The 18120-nt window shown below is 58.8% G+C and carries 14 protein-coding genes; 4 read left to right on the forward strand and 10 right to left on the reverse strand.

What is annotated here, in order from left to right; translation table 11 throughout:
- Positions 1 to 226: 226 nt before the first annotated feature.
- Both ctlX and RBH10_RS04740 read right to left on the reverse strand, forming a co-directional pair.
- Positions 227 to 1150, reverse strand: a complete 924-nt coding sequence (gene ctlX, locus RBH10_RS04735) for a citrulline utilization hydrolase CtlX (RefSeq protein WP_281038704.1) — start codon at positions 1148 to 1150, stop codon at positions 227 to 229.
- Positions 1151 to 1161: 11 nt separating this feature from the next.
- On the reverse strand, positions 1162 to 2211 hold the full coding sequence (locus RBH10_RS04740; protein ID WP_281038705.1) for an ornithine cyclodeaminase: 1050 nt from the start codon (positions 2209 to 2211) through the stop codon (positions 1162 to 1164).
- Positions 2212 to 2344: 133 nt separating this feature from the next.
- On the opposite strand from RBH10_RS04740, the gene RBH10_RS04745 reads away from it, so the two are divergent.
- Positions 2345 to 2782 carry an Lrp/AsnC family transcriptional regulator gene (locus RBH10_RS04745; RefSeq protein WP_281038706.1) on the forward strand — a complete coding sequence of 146 codons (438 nt, stop codon included), beginning with the start codon at positions 2345 to 2347 and terminating at the stop codon, positions 2780 to 2782.
- Between the two features lie 33 nt (positions 2783 to 2815).
- Here RBH10_RS04745 and RBH10_RS04750 read toward each other — a convergent pair whose 3' ends face one another.
- From RBH10_RS04750 to RBH10_RS04780, 7 genes are all read right to left on the reverse strand, one after another.
- Positions 2816 to 3757 carry a MarR family winged helix-turn-helix transcriptional regulator gene (locus RBH10_RS04750; protein ID WP_281038707.1) on the reverse strand — a complete coding sequence of 314 codons (942 nt, stop codon included), beginning with the start codon at positions 3755 to 3757 and terminating at the stop codon, positions 2816 to 2818.
- 261 nt (positions 3758 to 4018) lie between these two features.
- Positions 4019 to 5167 carry an alpha-hydroxy acid oxidase gene (locus RBH10_RS04755; protein WP_281038708.1) on the reverse strand — a complete coding sequence of 383 codons (1149 nt, stop codon included), beginning with the start codon at positions 5165 to 5167 and terminating at the stop codon, positions 4019 to 4021.
- 86 nt (positions 5168 to 5253) lie between these two features.
- A complete protein-coding gene (locus tag RBH10_RS04760; RefSeq protein WP_045019879.1) occupies positions 5254 to 6876 on the reverse strand; it encodes an ABC-F family ATP-binding cassette domain-containing protein in 1623 nt (540 codons plus the stop codon).
- Between the two features lie 162 nt (positions 6877 to 7038).
- Entirely contained in the window at positions 7039 to 8277 is a 1239-nt protein-coding gene (locus RBH10_RS04765) for a TadE/TadG family type IV pilus assembly protein (protein ID WP_306180445.1), read from the reverse strand.
- Between the two features lie 166 nt (positions 8278 to 8443).
- A complete protein-coding gene (locus tag RBH10_RS04770; RefSeq protein ID WP_281038710.1) occupies positions 8444 to 9322 on the reverse strand; it encodes a transglutaminase family protein in 879 nt (292 codons plus the stop codon).
- A 4-nt stretch (positions 9323 to 9326) separates the two neighbouring features.
- Positions 9327 to 11732: a circularly permuted type 2 ATP-grasp protein gene (locus RBH10_RS04775; RefSeq protein WP_281038711.1), complete on the reverse strand. Its 2406-nt coding sequence runs from the start codon at positions 11730 to 11732 to the stop codon at positions 9327 to 9329.
- 1 nt (position 11733) lies between these two features.
- The gene (locus RBH10_RS04780; protein ID WP_281038712.1) at positions 11734 to 15060 is read right to left on the reverse strand and encodes a DUF2126 domain-containing protein; all 3327 of its coding nucleotides are present in this window, start codon (positions 15058 to 15060) and stop codon (positions 11734 to 11736) included.
- A 72-nt stretch (positions 15061 to 15132) separates the two neighbouring features.
- On the opposite strand from RBH10_RS04780, the gene RBH10_RS04785 reads away from it, so the two are divergent.
- Complete coding sequence (locus RBH10_RS04785; RefSeq protein ID WP_045019884.1) at positions 15133 to 15369, forward strand: hypothetical protein; 237 nt, start codon at positions 15133 to 15135, stop codon at positions 15367 to 15369.
- Positions 15354 to 17159 carry an ABC transporter ATP-binding protein/permease gene (locus RBH10_RS04790; protein WP_281038713.1) on the forward strand — a complete coding sequence of 602 codons (1806 nt, stop codon included), beginning with the start codon at positions 15354 to 15356 and terminating at the stop codon, positions 17157 to 17159. The genes RBH10_RS04785 and RBH10_RS04790 overlap by 16 nt, the downstream gene beginning before the upstream one ends.
- 44 nt (positions 17160 to 17203) lie before the next feature.
- Here RBH10_RS04790 and RBH10_RS04795 read toward each other — a convergent pair whose 3' ends face one another.
- Positions 17204 to 17398 carry a hypothetical protein gene (locus RBH10_RS04795; protein WP_306180448.1) on the reverse strand — a complete coding sequence of 65 codons (195 nt, stop codon included), beginning with the start codon at positions 17396 to 17398 and terminating at the stop codon, positions 17204 to 17206.
- A 173-nt stretch (positions 17399 to 17571) separates the two neighbouring features.
- Here RBH10_RS04795 and RBH10_RS04800 point away from each other — a divergent pair, with 173 nt between their 5' ends.
- A complete protein-coding gene (locus tag RBH10_RS04800) occupies positions 17572 to 17961 on the forward strand; it encodes an acyl-CoA thioesterase (protein ID WP_281038715.1) in 390 nt (129 codons plus the stop codon).
- Positions 17962 to 18120: the final 159 nt, after the last annotated feature.

Raw genomic sequence — 18120 nt, forward strand, 5'->3', positions numbered from 1 at the left:
CCTCCCAAGCCCCTGGATTACAAGGGATGCCACGGCGTCACACCGGGGATGGCGGGAGTGGCGCGGCATCGATAAAATCAGTCTTTATTTTCACTTCAACAGCTATAGCGAAGTTGAAAGACTATAAAAAATGGCATTTCAGTGCATTTTTTGCCGGATTTTTGAGCGATTTGTATAGTTGTGTTGGCAAATTCGACAATCGCTCAAAATCCGTTGCGGAGCGCTATCACCGTGGCGTCAGGTGAATGCCGGCAAGCGTGCAGCGCACAGAACCGCCAGCCTTTTCGATGGTCGGTATATCCAGCGGCACCGGAGCGGCGCTCTCGCGGATCGCGTCTATCTGTTCTCTTGTCAGCGAGGCGAATGCGGTGGTTGAGAGCGCAAGGATGCGGCCATCGCGTCCCTGCAGCTCGAGCGCATTGCCCGCAAAGCTGCGGATCTGCGCGTTGGTCAGCGCGATGACCCTCCGCCCCGAGCGCTCAAGCCGGGTAACGATTTCCGCGCGACGGCGGTCGTCGGCGATCATGTCGAGACCGATCATTGCGTAATCCGTGCCGATGCACATCAGGACATTGGTGTGATAGACCGGCACGCCAGCCTCGTCACAGGCGTCGAATACCATCGGTTCGAAATTGAAATGGGTCGAGAAGCGCTCGAGTGCGATCGGATCGGTGCGGTCGGAGCGCACGGCGTAAGCGACACGATCGATATGATCGAGCACCATGGCGCCGGTGCCTTCCAGAAAAAGGCCATCCGGTTCCAAACCGGAATAATCGATGATGTCCTGAATGCGGTAACGGCTCTTCAGCATTTCGATGACATCCTGGCGCCGCTCGTGCCTGCGGCTTTCGGCCTTCATCGGATAGATGGCGACATGACCGCCCGCATGAGTGGAAAACCAGTTGTTGGGAAAAACCGAGTCCGGTGTGCGCATGCCTTCGTCTTCGAAGAGGTGAACGGTCACACCGTGACTTTCCAGCGTCTGCGCGGCGCGGGTGATTTCCGCATGGGCGATTGCGCTGAGGTCCTCGCCGCTGTCGGGCGTTGCCTGAAAGCGGTTGTCGGCGGCAGTCTCGGTATTGACCGTGAAATGATGCGGTCGCACCATCACGACGGCGGCTGGCGCCTGAATGGAGTAGGTCTTTTTCATCGTCTTGCTCCTCAGGCCCGGGCGCGTTGCAACATGCCGAAAAGGTCGCGCGGGTCATCGGGATCGGCGATGATGTCGATCTCCTGATAGAAGCTCGAGCCTTCGAGTTTTCCGCGCACGTAACGCAGCGCGGAAAAATCCTCGATGGCAAAACCGACACTATCGAACAGGGTGATCTGGCGCGCGTCACGCCGGCCGTCGGCCTCGCCGAGAATTACTTTCCAAAGCTCGGTCACAGGATAATCCGGATCCATCTGCTGAATTTCGCCCTCGATGCGCGTCTGCGGCGGATATTCGACGAAGGTGTCGGCGCGCAGCAGAATATCTCTGTGCAGCTCTGTCTTGCCGGGACAATCGCCACCGATGGCGTTGATGTGCACTCCGGCACCGACCATGTTGTCGGTCAGGATTGTCGCATATTGTTTGTCGGCCGTGCAGGTGGTGATGATACCGGCCCCTTCGATCGCTGCCTGGGCCGATTTGCACGGGGTCACCGTCAGGCCGCTTTCCTTCAGGTTGGCGGCGGTCTTTTCGGTGGCGTGGGGATCGATATCGTAAAGGCGCACTTCCTCTATGCCGAGCACCGCCTTCATTGCCAGCGCCTGGAATTCCGCCTGTGCCCCGTTGCCGATCATTGCCATGACTTTGGTGCCCTTGGGCGCCAGATGCCGGGCAGCCATTGCCGAAGTGGCGGCGGTGCGCAGCGCTGTCAACAGGGTCATTTCCGTCAAAAGCACCGGATAACCGGTGGAGACGGATGCAAGCAGGCCGAAGGCGGTGACGGTCTGCAGCCCCTCGGCCATGTTTTTCGGATGGCCGTTCACATATTTGAAGCCGTAAATTTCGCCGTCGGACGTTGGCATCAGTTCGATGACACCCTCGCGCGAATGGGAGGCGACGCGCGGCGTCTTGTCAAAGCGTTCCCATCGGCGAAAATCCGCCTCGATGGCGTCGGTAAGCTCAACGAGCATCGGCTCCATGCCGATATGATGCACGAGGCGCATCATGTTCTCGACGCTGACGAAGGGGATAAGGGCTTTTGCGGAAGGGGACAGGGGCATCTGGGCAACTCCTCACTTGCTAGAATGAGGATAGCCGCGGGACCTGTTCAACCGAAATCGCAGAAGCTTGTTGTTTCTGAAGCTATTTTGAACAATATGTTCAGTCCAATTGTCAATTCGGTCAGGTACTCAAATGAGCATAGCAAAATACATACCTGATGAACTCGACCGGCAAATCATAGCCCATCTGAGGGTCGATGGCCGCGCCTCACTTGCCAAGCTTTCCGATGCGCTGGGCGTGGCGCGCGGTACGGTTCAAAACAGGCTGGACCGGCTGCTAGAAACCGGCACGCTGCTTGGTTTCACCGTACGGGTGCGCGAGGATTATGATGACCGGGCGGTGCATGCGATCATGATGGTCGAGGTCATGGGCAAATCCACCACGCAGGTCATCCGCAAGCTGCGCGGCATTGCCGAGATTTCCTCGCTGCACACCACCAACGGCAATTGGGACCTCGTGGCCAATATCCGTGCCGGAAGCCTTTCGGATTTCGACCGCGTGCTGCGCGAGGTCCGCATGATAGACGGCGTCTCGAACAGCGAAACCAGCCTCCTGCTGAGCAGCGTTTAAATGCAGGCGGGCGGACGCATCGTTCAGACGAAATCACGTTTTTCGCGGCCTGACGAAGCGCTGTTCCAGAACCTCGCTTCCCCACTGGCTGCCGGGACGTTCCTCGACACATGCAAACCCCTGGGCCTCGTAAAGATGCCGTGCGGCCAAGAGCCCGTTGAATGTCCATAGATGGGTTTCGGTAAAGGCCTTCGCATCCGTGAAGGCGAGGGCGGTTGCCAGCAGTTTGCGACCGACGCCGCCCCCGCGCACGCCATCATCGACGATGAACCAGCGCAGATGCGCGGTTCCCGGACCCAGATCCTCGCCGTCGATTGCGACCGAGCCGATGATGTCTTGTCCCCGCATCGCGACCCAGATTGCATTTTGCGGACTTTCGAGCCGATTGCAAAAGGAGGCGAGACCTTCGGCGACAACGGATTCGAAACGCTGGCCGAAGCCTGATGTCCGGGCATAATAAAGCGCATGCATCTGCGTTATGCGGGCAATAAGGCCCGGCCGGTACCCTTCGACGATCTCGATCGGGGGAGCAGTGGCGTCGGCCCGGTCTCCAAGTGCATCGGCATAAAGACGTAGTCCTTCAAGGATGGTTCGGCTATCCGCAGGGGCAAGCCGTGTCAGCGCACTTGACACCTGCCGGTTCGCAAAGGCGTGGATGGCTTCGACCCGTTTTTGTCCTTGTCCGGCCAGACGCAGTCGCTTGATGCGGCTATCCTCTTCGTCCGTCTCTTCCAGAACGTCGCCTGACAGAACGAGTTTCCGAAGCATGCGGCTGACGCTCGATTTTTCAAGCCGAAGCAGTTTTCCGAGATCGCGCGCGGTGATGCGTGGACATGCTTCGATTTCGATGAGGGCATGCACGGCGGAAGGCGGCAAATCGGTGCCGGCGAAATCTCCCCCCATAAAACCGAGTTCGCGGACGAGACGGCGCGAGGTGGAGCGAATGTCGTTTATGGGGAAAGGTTGTTCAGACACGCTAAATCCATTATGGTTGCATGATGCAACCATAATCATATTCGACCGGGCTTGCCAAGATTACCGCCGCGCAAAATGCAGTTTTCTCTGCTGGAGCTATGGAACTCGGTTGTTGGGCATCGGAATGCGAGGCTAAAACCGATATAGCCAATAGCAGGACAACCCTTCAAAACCGCTTCAGCGGGTTTCCCGGGATTATTCACCGCAGGTAATTATCCGGCTATATTGTCGATGCGTTCGAGAAGCTTCGATTTCCTTGATCTAGTCGCGGAACCGCAGGTTCCGGCGTGTCAGTTGGTCGACGGTGGTGCAGCCCATCAGCTTCATGCCGCGTTCGATTTCGATCCGCATCAACTCAAGCGCCCGTTCGACACCGGGTTGTCCGGCGGCGGCGAGCGGGAAGAGGTAATAGCGACCGAGCCCCACTGCCTTCGCGCCCAGAGACAGGGCTTTGAGGACATGGGTTCCGCGCTGTACGCCACCATCCATCATGACGTCGATCCGGTCACCGACCGCATCGACGATCTCGGCCAGCTGGTCGAAGGCGCTGCGCGAGCCATCAAGCTGGCGACCGCCATGATTGGAGAGCACGATGCCGCTGCAACCGATTTCGACGGCCCGTCTGGCGTCTTCCACGGACATGATGCCCTTCAGACAAAAAGGTCCGCCCCATTCACGCACCATCTGCGCCACGTCGTCCCACGTCATGGATGGGTCGAGCATTTCGGTGAAATAGCGGCTGATGGAGAGCGCGCCGCCATTCATTTTGATGTGGCCGTCCAGCTGCGGCAGGCTGAAGCGCTCATGCGCGAGGTAATTGATGCCCCAGGCCGGCTTGATGGCGAATTGCGCGATGCCGGAAAGATTGAGCTTGAACGGAATGGCAAAGCCAGTGCGCTTGTCGCGCTCCCGGTTTCCACCCGTGATGCTGTCCACCGTCAGCATCATCGTCTGCACGCCCGCAGTCTTGGCGCGCGCCATCATATCGCGGTTGAGGCCGCGGTCCTTGTGGAAATAGAATTGATAGACCTGCGGGCCGCCGCTGATCCGGCGCGCTTCCTCCAGGCTGGTGGTGCCGAGTGAGGAGACGCCGAACATCGTGCCGTATTTTCCAGCTGCCGCGGCGACCGCCCGCTCCCCCTGATGGTGGAAGAGACGTTGAAGCGCCGTCGGGGAGCAATAGACCGGCATTGCCAGCTTCTGGCCCATGACGGTGACAGACATGTCCACGTCGGCCACGCCCCGCAGCACGTCGGGAACAAGATCGCAATTTTCGAAAGCGGCCGTGTTTCGCCGGTACGTCACCTCGTCGTCGGCAGCGCCGTCGATGTAATTGAAGATCGGTCCGGGAAGGCGCTGTTTTGCCATTCGGCGAAAATCGTGGAAATTGTAGCAGTCTTTAAGTTGCATTTGTTACTCCACCGATCCGCTCTGCAAGCTTTAAAAGATGAAACCTATCCCGGGAATTTGGCGCCTCATGCGTCCGTCAAGTCGCCTCAGCTTCGCAGGCCCGGTGCTTCCTGTCCGGTGCTTTCGACATATTCCGTGTATCCGCCGCCAAATTGGTGGATGCCGTCAGGCGTCAGTTCCAGCACCCGGTTTGAAAGGGCGGCAAGGAAATGGCGGTCGTGCGAAACGAACAGCATCGTGCCTTCATATTCCGACAGGGCCTTGATCAGCATTTCCTTGGTGTCGAGATCGAGATGGTTCGTCGGCTCGTCCAGCACGAGGAAGTTTGGCGGGTCGAACAGCATGGCGGCCATGACCAGACGGGCTTTTTCACCACCGGAGAGAACACGGCAGCGTTTCTCCACATCGTCGCCGGAAAAACCGAAACAGCCGGAAAGCGCGCGCAGCGGCGCTTGGCCCGCTTTCGGAAAACGTTCCTCCAGCCATTCGAGAATGGTGCTGTCGCCGTCCAGAACATCCATGGCGTGCTGGGCGAAATAACCGAGCTTGACGCTGGCGCCGAGCGTGACGTTGCCGGAATCCGGCGTGGTAGTACCGGTTACCAGTTTCAGCAAGGTCGATTTTCCAGCACCGTTGACACCCATGATGCACCAGCGTTCCTTGCGCCGCACCATGAAGTCCAGTTCGCCATAGATCGTGCGGCTACCGTAAGCCTTGTTCACTTTCTTCAGCGCGACGACATCCTCGCCGGATCTCGGCGCCGGCGCAAATTCGAAAGCGACCGTCTGGCGCCGCTTGGGCGGCTCGACGCGGTCGATCTTTTCGAGTTTCTTGACGCGGCTCTGCACCTGCGATGCGTGCGATGCGCGCGCCTTGAAGCGCTCGATGAACTTGATTTCCTTGGCGAGCATCGCCTGCTGGCGTTCGAACTGCGCCTGCTGCTGCTTTTCGTTCTGCGCCCGCTGCTGTTCGTAAAAGCCGTAGTCGCCGGAATAGGTGGTGAGGTTGCCAGCGTCAATTTCGATGATCTTGGTAACGATGCGGTTCATGAATTCGCGGTCGTGCGAGGTCATCAAAAGCGCGCCGTCGTAGTTCTTCAGAAAATCCTCAAGCCAGATCAGGCTTTCGAGATCGAGATGGTTCGACGGTTCGTCAAGCAGCATCACGTCCGGGCGCATCAAAAGGATGCGGGCGAGCGCCACGCGCATCTTCCAGCCGCCGGAAAGTTTGGCGACATCGCCGTCCATCATTTCCTGGCTAAAGCTCAACCCGTCCAGAACCTCGCGCGCGCGGCCCTCCAGCGCGTAACCGTCCAGTTCTTCATACCGCGCCTGCACTTCGCCGTAACGCTCGATGATGGCGTCCATTTCGTCCATCCGGTCGGGATCGGACATGGCGGCTTCCAGCTGCCGGAGTTCGGCTGCCACTTCGCTGACCGGGCCGGCGCCTTCCATGACTTCGGCCACGGCGGAGCGGCCCGACATTTCACCGACATCCTGATTGAAATAACCGACCGTCATGCCCTTTTCGACGACGACCTGTCCCTCATCGGGTTGCTCCTCGCCGGTCATCATCCGGAACAGCGTGGTCTTGCCGGAGCCGTTCGGGCCGACAAGGCCAATCTTCTCGCCGCGATTGAGCGCAGCGGAGGCTTCGATGTAAAGAATGCGGTGACTGTTCGACTTGCTGATATTTTCAATGCGGATCATGACAGGGCCTGTGAATGGGAGCGCCCTCCTATGCCACGGGTCGCCGCCGCTGTCACCTGCCGCGCACGCCTTGCCAGCCATGCAACCCGGCAAGGTCGCCACGGAGATATCACACAGAAGAAGCGAGGCCGTTTCCGTGGCGCGCGTTTGCCAAATTTTCCGTCAGTTGGTCAGCGTTGCTATGCTGCCGGCAGCCTTGCGGGCGATTTCGCCGAAGGCGGTGACGATCTGCTCCATGTTTTCAGGCGCGTAATAATTGTCGAGGCTGGATGCGCAATGCTGCAACAGCGACTTGCCCTTGTCCGGCGCCATAAAGGCCACGCTGAAAATCTTGATACCGTCTTTCTTGGCGGTATCGCAGGTGTTGCGCACGGTCTGATCGATGCTGGCATTCCAGGAGGCGCTATTCCCCGTCATTTCGCCATCTGTCATAAGAACGATGTAGCGCTCGAAGGATTCGTTTCCCTGCGTTTTGTGTGCTTTCGCTTCTTCGATATTCGCTTGTTTAAGGGCATTATATGCGGCGTTCAGGCTGCTGCGGGCATCCGTGCCGCCGGATGGAAATTCTGGAATCTGTTTGTCGACATAGCTAACAATGCCGCTTGTACCCCAGGTGATGGGCTGAGCCGCATAGGTCTCATGCGTATAGACCGAGGCACCCGTGCGAACGAGCTGTGAACCGCCGATGGCGGTGTAGGTCGGGTCGGCCTTGTTCAACGTGGCGACGAGAAAGCCGACCGCGGTCTTCAACGATGTGGCCTTGTTGACGTAGCAGGGCGAAGTATTTTTGAGATTGGGATAATTACCCCAGTTATCGGCCGTGTAATTCTGGCACGAGGTTTTTTTGGTGTTGATCGTATCCGTCTTGAAGGACATCGAACCCGAGCGGTCGAGCACCAGATACATGGAGATCGGCGCGCCCTTGTTGACGGTGCTCTTTGCGGTGCCGGTCGCCGCAATGTTGATTGTTTTTGCCCCGAAAAACCCCAGCAGCGGATTGAGCTTCATCTGATAGTGGATTGTCGTCTCGATGGTGTAGGTCTTGCCGCGCGCACCGTCCGTGATACCAAGATTGACCGGAGAGTTCTTCTCGAGTTCCTTCTTCTCTTCCTCGGTCAGGGTCTTTTCCATCTGGCTGGCGATGAAGGCCTTGGCGATTTCCTTGATTTGCTCGTCGGTCAGATCGCCCTCTTTCAAACGGGCCTCGGTCGCGGCCGCAAGGGCCGCCGAATCCGCCGTATTCTGCAGGTCCGCTTTCACCTGCATCACATTCGCCAGTTCCATGCCGGCTCCGGCAACGCCCAGTAGCACCGGCAGCAATATTGCCGTCATCATGCCGAAATTGCCACTCGTATCGGCAAGGAAACGGCGCTTCATTTTTTGATGTGCGGAGGGGATCATAACGGGCTCACGATTAAAATATTCGATTGAGCGCAGGAAACCCGTAAACGATGTAAAATCCGCTAATGCAAACGGTTAAATTTTATATGCTGTTCAAATTGATGCAGTTTTTCAAGTATTTTAAAGAACTAATTTGAGTATGGTCAGAATAACACACAGTGTGTCATTACTGGACGGGAATGACGTCGACGGCCTGTTTTATCTGCTGGTTGCCGTAGCTCTTCAATACCCCGATCACCGGCGCAACATCGGAATAATCCCGGCCATAACCGACGACGATGTGATCGCTTCCCGCCACGATGTCATTGGTGGGGTCGAGTTCCAGATAACCCTCCGCCTCGCCGCACCAGATGCGAACCCAGGCGTGCATTGCATCGGCACCCTCCAGGCGTTCCTTGCCCGGTGGGGGGATGGTGCGCAGAAAGCCGCTGACGTAGCCGGCGGGAATGCCGAGGCTGCGCAGCGCCATGATCATGATATGCGAGAAATCCTGGCAGACGCCGCGTTTCAGCTTGAAGGCTTCCGATGGTGTCGTATCCACCGTCGTCGCCTCGCCGTCATAGGTGAAGTCCGTGTGGATGCGTTTGCACATCGAGAGCGCGATTTCGCGAATGGTCATTCCGGGCTTCAGCAATTCCCGCGCATAGGCGGATATCGCCGCATCCATTCCCAGTCTCGGGCTGGCGCCGATGAAGTGGTGCGGTGACTGGAAGTCGATCGACCAGACCTCGGCAAGCTCCTGCGGCAGGCGTGAAAGCTCGGGTGAAAAATCGGCCGTCAGCGCCGGAGCTTCCACCATCACACGCGCCTGCATGCGGATATCCAGCTTCTCGTGCGGTGCGCGCAGATGCACTGATGTGGCCGATTGATGAAAGAAATCCTCGAAGGTGGCGCGTTCTTCCGGCACGGGCGAAACATCGATGGTACCGGCGATGAACCGCTGCCGACCCGGGATCGAGAGCGGCAGCACGCGGATGATGTGGCGTGCGCCGTGGGCCGGCGTGTCGTAGGTGTAACCCATATGCAGGGAAAGATCATAAAGCATCGGGTTATCCGAGATAGGTCTGGGCCAGAACATCGGAGAGATGTTCCATGTCCGTTTCGAGCTGGCGATAGATTGCGCCGTTCATGTTTTCCGGCGTCATGACGGCAAGGCCGGAATGTAGCCGCATCGCCTCACGGTAAAAGGGTGACATCTGGCCGTTCATAAAGGCGTTTGGAAGCTGCTCCACCTCCGTGCGGATTTCGTTCAACTGAAACAGGATCGACCGTGGATTGAGTGGGTCGAGTGCCAGAAGATCGGTGACGGTCAGCCCCGCCGTGCTGACATTGTAGCGGCGGCGATGGGTCATGACACTGTCGCCGATTTCCAGCAGCATGTCATAGGATCCATCCGGCGCATCCGGTCCGGTCATATGGCCGAGAAGCCGCGTCATATGCAGGCCGCGCTCGAGATAGCGGCCGATCGACAGGAAACGCCAGCCGGTGAACCGGTACATGTTTTCGTGCACGAGGCCGGCAAAGCCCGCAAGCTTGCGCAGAAGGATCGTCATGGCATGGGTTGCGTCGTCACCGGGCGCCACCTTTGCGTGGAACCGGCGGGCGGTCTTGGCAAGGTCATTCAGCGCCAGCCATCCATCCGGCGAAAAACGGTCGCGGATGTTGCTGGCGGAATAAAGCGCGCTGTTGATATTGTTCAGCAGGTTTTCCGGCACGGCATCGTTCATCTCCACATCCAGCGCTTCGAGATAACGCGTTACGTGCGCAAGCAGGGGCTGGCGTGGGTCGGCGGATTCGGCATAACGCCCGTGCCAGGCGCGCAAAATGCGCAATGCGCCTTCAGAACGTTCGATATAGCGGCCGAGCCAGAAGAGGTTGTCTGCGGCGCGGCTGGGCAGGCTGCCCGGCATGTTGCGGGTGAAGCTTTCTTCCGCCGGCAAAAGCGTGGTGCGTTCCACCGGCTTGTCGCTGACGATCCAGACATCCGCCGCACTGCCGCCCGATTGCATGGCGATGGCGGAGACATCGTTGCTGCTGCCGATCCGTGCAAAGCCGCCGGGCATGATCTGCCAGCCGTCCTGAGTGCGGGCGGCAAAAACGCGAAGGCTCATCGGGCGCGGCACGAGTTTGTTGTCGATATAAGCCGGTGTCGTCGAAAGCGTCACCACCTCCTGACCCACCAGCCTGTGGCCGTCGGAGGCGAGCCAGTCGCTGATCGATTCCTTCGCCGTTTCGCGCAGGGACGACCCCAGTACCGATTGGCCGTTATCCTCGAAGAATGGGAGGCGGGAATAGGCGGGGCCGATGACCATGCCTTCGATATTGCCCGCCACATGGCGTCGTTCGGATTCCTGCCCGCACCACCAGGTCGCGATCGACGGCAGCTTCAGATCTTCGCCGAGCAGGTGGCGACAGACGCGCGGCATGAAGGAAAGTAGAGCCCGCGTCTCGAGAATGCCGGTGCCGAGCGCGTTGACGATGGTCAATGCTTCGTTGCGCAGTGCCTGCACCATGCCGGGCGTGCCGATGTGGGATTGCTGGTTCAGTTCCAGCGGATCGGAATAGGAGGCATCGAGACGCCGCCAGAGCACACCGATCGGCTTCAGCCCTGCGACCGTCCTCACCATCACGCGGCCATTGACGACGGTCAGATCCTCGCCCTCAAGCAGCATGAAGCCGAGATAGCGGGCGATATAGGCGTGTTCGAAATAGGTTTCGTTGGCGGGGCCGGGCGTCAGAACGGCGATCCGGTCGTCAGGGTGCTTTCTGTGCGACTGTAAGGTGTCTCGGAAAGCGCCGAAGAACGAGGCGAGACGATGAACGTGGGTTTCCGCATAAATGTCGGAAAGAGCGCGCGTGGTCGCCACCCGGTTTTCCAAGGCGAAACCCGCGCCGGAAGGCGCCTGCGTCCTGTCGGCCAACACCCACCAGTTTCCATCCGGTCCGCGCCCGATCTCGAAGGAGCAGAAATGCAGATAATGGCCGCTTGCCGGTTTTACGCCGACCATCGGCCGCAGATATTCCGGATTGGAGGCGATCAGCGCCGGCGGCACGTAACCTTCCTTCACCAGCCGGTTTTCGCCGTAAAAATCGGCGACCATGGCCTCCAGAAGATTGGCGCGCTGTTTCAGCCCCTCGGAAAGAACGGCCCATTCCTTGTCGTCGATCAGGACAGGAATATGGGAGATCGGCCAGTTTCTTTCGCTGCTGCCCTTGCTGTAATCGCGGTAGAACACACCCGCATCGCGCAGATAGCGGTCGGTGCGGGCAAAACGTTCATGCAGTTCGCGTTCCGACATGCGCGAAAGGGCACCGAGCAGGGTTTTCCAGACCGGTCTGACCTTGCCGTTGGTATCGAGCATCTCGTCGGCGACGCCAGGCAAGGTGGAATAATCAAGCCCGCGCGGTGGCGCGCTCGTTTCCGTCTTGCGTTCCGTTGCCGGGGCTTTGGACAATTTACACTCCGTATGGCCGGCGCAGATCGAGCGTCAGCGGAAATTCTGGCGACACGGTTTCCGCCATCAACGGATATTGCCCGGCCGTATGTCCCCATGGTTCGAAACGAGCGAGGCGACGTGCCTCGGCCTCGTTGCCGTTGACGGGAAATGTCTCGTAATTGCGCCCGCCCGGATGAGCAACATGGTAGATGCATCCGCCGATCGATCGTCCCGACCATGTATCATAAATGTCAAAGGTCAAGGGCGAATTGACCGGCAGCATTGGATGCAGGCCGGAGGATGGCTGCCATGCCTTGAAGCGGACGCCGGCGACTGCGACGCTGCGGTTCTCCGTCGCGGTCAGCGGCACCGCGCGTCCGTTGCAGGCCACGGTATAACGGGCAGGGTTGGAGGTTTCGAGGCGCACCTGCAGGCGCTCGACGGAGCTGTCGACGTAACGCACGGTTCCACCGATTGCGCCCTGTTCACCCATCACGTTCCATGGTTCCAGCGCCTGGCGCAATTCCAGTTTCGCGCCCTCGTACTCCACCTCGCCAAAGAAGGGGAAACGGAATTCCTGCTGGGCGGTGAACCATTCCGGCTTCAGATCAAAGCCGTTTTCCCTGAGATCACCGAGCACGTCCATAAAGTCGGCCCAGATGTAATGCGGCAGCATGAAACGATCGGCGAGCGCCGTGCCCCAGCGCACGAATTTGCCGGCAGCCGGGTTTTTCCAGAAACGGGCGATGAGGGCGCGCACCAGCAATTGCTGAGCCAGCGACATGCGGGCATTCGGCGGCATTTCGAAGCCGCGGAACTCCACGAGGCCGAGGCGGCCGGTCGGTCCGTCCGGCGAAAACAGCTTGTCGATGCAGATTTCGGCGCGGTGGGTGTTGCCCGTCACATCGGTCAGGAGGTTGCGGAACAGGCGGTCGACCAGCCATGGCAATGGTGGCACACCCTCGCCGGGGGTGGGGACCTGCGCGAGTGCGATTTCCAGCTCATAGAGACTGTCGTGGCGGGCTTCGTCGATGCGGGGCGCCTGACTTGTCGGGCCGATGAACAGACCGGAGAACAGGTAGGAGAGCGACGGATGCCGCTGCCAGTGCAAGACAAGGCTTTTCAGAAGATCGGGCCGGCGCAGGAAGGGGCTGTCATTGGGGTTGGCACCGCCCACCACCACATGGTTGCCGCCGCCGGTACCAGTGTGGCGGCCATCGATCATGAATTTGTCGGCGCCAAGACGCGTCTGTCGCGCTTCTTCATAAACAGCCGTGGTGATATCGACGCAATCCTTCCAGCTTGCAGCCGGGTGGATGTTGACCTCGATAACGCCGGGATCGGGCGCGACGCGGATGACGTTGATGCGTTCGTCATGCGGCGGGGCATAACCTTCGATATGGACGGGTAGCCCGAGATCGGTCGCTGCCGCCTCCGCCGCCGCGACCAGTTCGAGATAATCCTCGATGCGTTCGACCGGCGGCATGAAGATGCAGAGCCGTCCATCGCGCGGTTCCACCGACATTGCGGTGCGCACCGCACCACCGATTTCTCCAAGCGTCTGCTCGATGCGTTCCTGGCCGGAAGCTTCATCGGCATGGAAAGAGGCTTCCGGCATGGTGCGTCCGGAAGGCTTGAATATGTCGGGAAGTGGCCCTCGTGGGATCGAAGGGTCAGCCTCGTGAATATAGGGATAGGCGGATGGCGGCACATGCGGCAGGGTGCCGAGCGGAAGGCGGTAACCCACCGGACTGTCACCCGGTACGAGAAAAATCTTGCCGCGCCGCGTCTTCCATTTCTCGCTGACCCAGCGTTTGCCGTCGGCCTTGGCGTTCCAAGCCTGCACCGGAAGAATATACCCCGTCGGCGTCGTCAGGCCGCGTTCGAAGACGCGGGCGATACGGTTTCGCTCCTCGGGGTCTTTCAGCTTCGAATTGGACGGATCAACATTGTCGGGAAGGCTGCCTTCCTTGATGATCCACTCGGCCGGATCCTCATAGGCTGGAAGCACCAGATCCGGCTCCACGCCGAGATGGGTGGCGATACCGTTCAGCAGTTTTTGTGCGTCGCCAGCCGCAACGCTGGTATTTGCGCCTTCTTCGGCAATCAGCGCCGGGTTCTGCCAGATCGGCCGTCCGTCCTTTCGCCAGTAGAGCGAAAAGGTCCAGCGCGGCAGGCTTTCGCCCGGATACCATTTCCCCTGCCCGTAGTGCAAAAAGCCGCCGGGGGCGAAACGTTCACGCAGGCGGCGGATCAACACGTCCGCCTTTTCGCGTTTCGTCGGCCCAACCGCGCCGGTGTTCCACTCGTCGGACTCAAAATCGTCGATGGAAACGAAGGTCGGCTCGCCGCCCATGGTCAACCGGACGTCATGGGTATTGAGAACCTGATCGACCTTTTCACCGAGTGTGTTGAGATTCTCCCAGCTCTCGTCGGAAAAGGGTTTGGTGATGCGCGGCGTTTCGGCAACACGCCGGACCTGCATGTCGAAAGCGAATTCCGTATTGGCTTCGCCGAAATAACCGCCGGAAATCGGTGCGGCATTGCGGAAATGCGGTGTTGCCGCCAGCGGAATATGGCTCTCGCCGGTCATAAGCCCCGAAGTGGGGTCGAGACCGATCCAGCCGGCGCCCGGCATATAGACTTCGGTCCAGGCGTGCAGATCGGTGAAATCCACCTCTGTACCGGACGGGCCGTCCAGTGCCTTGAGATCGGGCGTCAACTGGATGAGGTATCCCGACACGAAACGTGCAGCAAGACCGAGATGTCTCAAGATCTGCACGAACAGCCAGCTGCTGTCACGGCACGAGCCCTTGCCGGAAGCCAGCGTTTCTTCCGGGGTCTGCACCCCCGGCTCCATGCGGATAACGTAACCGATTTCCTGCTGCAGACGGGCATTGAGGCCAACGACCATATCGACCGTCGGCTGTCCGGGTGTGTGGTCGACGGTGGCCATGAAGGCGGAAAGCAGGGGGCCGGTTGGTTCCGGCTTCATGTAGATGGACAGGTCTTCCCGCAACTCCTGCGGATAATCGAACGGCCACTTGGTCGCCTCTTCCTCCACGAAGAAATCGAACGGATTGTAAACCGTCATATCGGCGACAAGATCGACCTCGATCTTAAACTCCGTCGCCGGCTCGGGAAAAACGAACCGGGCGAGGTAGTTGCCGTAAGGGTCCTGTTGAAGGTTCACGAAATGATTGGACGGCGAAACCTTGAGCGAATGGCTGATGACGTGGGTTCTGGAGTGCGAGGCGGGCTTTAATCTTATGATCTGCGGTCCAAGGCGAACCGGATTGTCGTATTTGTAATGCGTCAGATGATAGATGCTCGCTTTGATCGCCATTAATCTGCCTTGCCCGGTTTTTCCGGTTTATGCGGTTTGTCCGCCCCTCTGAAATTATTCGGATTTTGTGCAATGCAGGAAAAGAAAGCAAGGATCATTTCCGGGGGCAATCGCATTGTTGGTAGAGGCCGCGATGTTTGCCTGCACGAAGAATTGCCGGGGCATTTTTATCGTCGCCTTGGGGATTTCGCCGGGGTTGTGGACAAGGTCGAATGGCGTGTTATTGCTTGGCATCGCAAAGCGCAGGATCGCGAACCGCTTTCTTTGCTGACTGACGTTTCGGAATGGAATGAATGGCAACCACGGTGACCGACGATCAGCGCAAGAGTGCGGCTAACCTTTCGAGTTTCGATCTCGATTTTCGTGCGCAACTGCGCATGATGGGTAATGCCTTCTGGACGTCACCGGTGCGCAACCGGCTGATATTGCTGTCGATTGCCCTGCTCGCGGTGATATTGCTTACCGCTTATGGGCAGATCAGGCTCAACGAATGGAACGCGCCGTTTTACAACGCGCTGGAGCGGCGCGACCTTAATGCCTTCCTCCACCAGCTCGAGGTCTTCGCGATCATTGCCGGGCTGTTGCTTCTTCTCAATGTGATCCAGACCTGGCTCAACCAGATGACGGCGTTGAACATGCGCGAGGGGCTTGCCAAGGATATGGTGGACCAGTGGTTGAAACCGGGGCGCGCCGCCCGTCTTGCCGGTTTCGGCACGATCGCGATCAATCCGGACCAGCGTTTGCACGACGATGTCCGCAATCTTGCGGAAAGCAGCACGGCGCTTTCCATCGGTCTCGTGAATGCGACGATCCTGCTCATCAGTTTTATCGGTGTTCTCTGGAGCCTGTCGGCGGGTTTCTCCATAACGATCAACGGCGATGCGATCCCCATTCCGGGATATATGGTCTGGGCGGCAATTTTTTATGCGGGCTCGGCATCCTTGCTCAGCAACCTCGTCGGTTACCGTCTGGTCGGGCTGAACGCTGAACGTTATTCAAAAGAGGCCGAACTGCGCTTTTCCCTGATGCGCGCCAGTGAAAATCTGGCGGCGATAGCGCTTGCGCGCGGTGAAAAAAACGAGCGGCGGCGGATCGGCGTTGATATCGATGCCGTGCTCGGCGTGATCCGGGGACTTGCCATCGCAATGACGCATTTAACCTGGGTTTCGTCGGGTTACGGGTGGTTGGCGGTCGTCGCGCCTATTCTGATTGCCGCACCGGTCTATTTTTCCGGCAACCTTACCTTCGGCGGGCTGATGATGGCCGTTGGTGCTTTCAACCAGGTCAATACGGCGCTTCGCTGGTACATCGACAATTTCGGGCCGATTGCCAGCTGGAAGGCGACATTGCAGCGCGTTTCTGTGTTTCGCAACGCCCTGATCCAGATGGACAGCGTTGAACAGCATGGCCTGGCGATCGATCTTCAACGGAGCGCGGACAATGAAAAGATCCACCTCCAGTCGGTGATTATCTGCCGCGATGCGGGTGGGCAGGATCTGGAACGGGGTTTCCGGCTGCGTGAGGCTGAGGTTGGCATCGGGCCGGGCGATCGTCTGATGATCAATGGTGAGCAGGGCGTGAACCGGCGGCTGCTGTTTGCCGCCATGGCGGGTCTGTGGCCATGGGGCCAGGGCAGAATAGAAATGCCTGAACAGTCCGATACGCTTTTCATCGCTCAGCACGGCTATTTGCCGACGGGTACGCTGCGCGAAATTCTGGCCTATCCGCGCGCGCCCCAGCGGTTTGCGGAGGAGGACTATGTCGCGGCGCTCACCGAATGCGGGCTCGGTGAAATGGCGCCCCGGCTCGATGAACACATCCGCTGGGACAAGAAGCTGGATTCGGATGAACAGGCCAGCGTCAGGATCGCCAATGCGCTTTTACTGAAGCCGAAATTCATCGTCATCGACGATTTGCTGGAAGGGCTGGAAAAACAGACGCAGGATATGCTGGCCGAGGTTCTGAATGGGATCGATGGCGTGGCCATTATCTATATTGGCAGGTCCGAAACATTTCTGTCGGTTCTTTCCCCGGCTTTGGCCCATCTGGATCATGCCCCCACGAAAGAAAGTATCGTGAAGCCGGATATCGCCCCGTAGTGAGCTATCGGGCTATACGGCCCGTTGGCCTGACCTTGGTTTGATCAAAGCCGCAAGTGCCATTTTTCCAGGTCGAGCCGCTGCTGTTTGCCAAGGCTTGTGGTGCCCTCTGGCCCCATCTGCGAGCGAAGGGCAAGGGTTCCCGTCGCCAGACTGATGGCGATGACGCTGGCAACCGCAAGAATGATACGGTCGTAGCGCTGCTGTATCGTGTTGTTTCCACTCCAGTCATAGGCCATTCGCACGCCCTCGCGTTTTTTGGAATCGTGCCCCATCATGGTTAACCGAAGCTTACGATGGCTTCGTGATTCCTTGCTGTTTTGGAAGGGCTGCTGCGAAAAATCGGCTATTGGCTGATGGTACGCGGTTGTTTAAATCCGGCGGCGGGAGGTTCTTGAAAGGAATTTGAGACATGGATCAGCAACCGCCCGCCGATATGGAACTCACGCTAAGAACGCTTGCGATGCCGGCCGACGCCAATCCCGCCGGCGATATTTTCGGCGGCTGGGTGATGTCGCAGATGGACCTTGCGGCCTTCGTCCGCGCCAATGATGTGGCAGGCGGGCGCACCGTCACCGTGGCGGTTCATGAAATCGTCTTCAAGAAACCGGTCAAGATCGGCGATACATTGTGCGTCTACACCAAAATCGAAAAGGTCGGCCGCACCTCCGTCACGCTCAAGATCGAGGCGTGGACCCGCAGGCATTATCAGGATTCGCGGGACAAGGTCACGGAGGCCGTCTTCATCATGGTCGCAGTGGACGACAATGGTGAGCCGCGCCCCGTCCGCAAGGAGGCGTGAGGCGCTTCCGTGCGAAGCAAACTCAGGAGCGCGCGCAAGAAGCCGAAAGTGCATGAGGCGCGCTTCGGCTTCGGCAATTCGATGCCTGGTCGCCCAATACTTTAGAAATATCCAATTTATTTATCAATTTTTGCGATCAAGGTATGGAATAGGGCGGGG

The sequence above is a fragment of the Rhizobium sp. AN73 genome, from assembly GCF_030757975.1.
In the GTDB taxonomy this organism is placed as follows: Bacteria; Pseudomonadota; Alphaproteobacteria; order Rhizobiales; family Rhizobiaceae; genus Agrobacterium; species Agrobacterium arsenijevicii.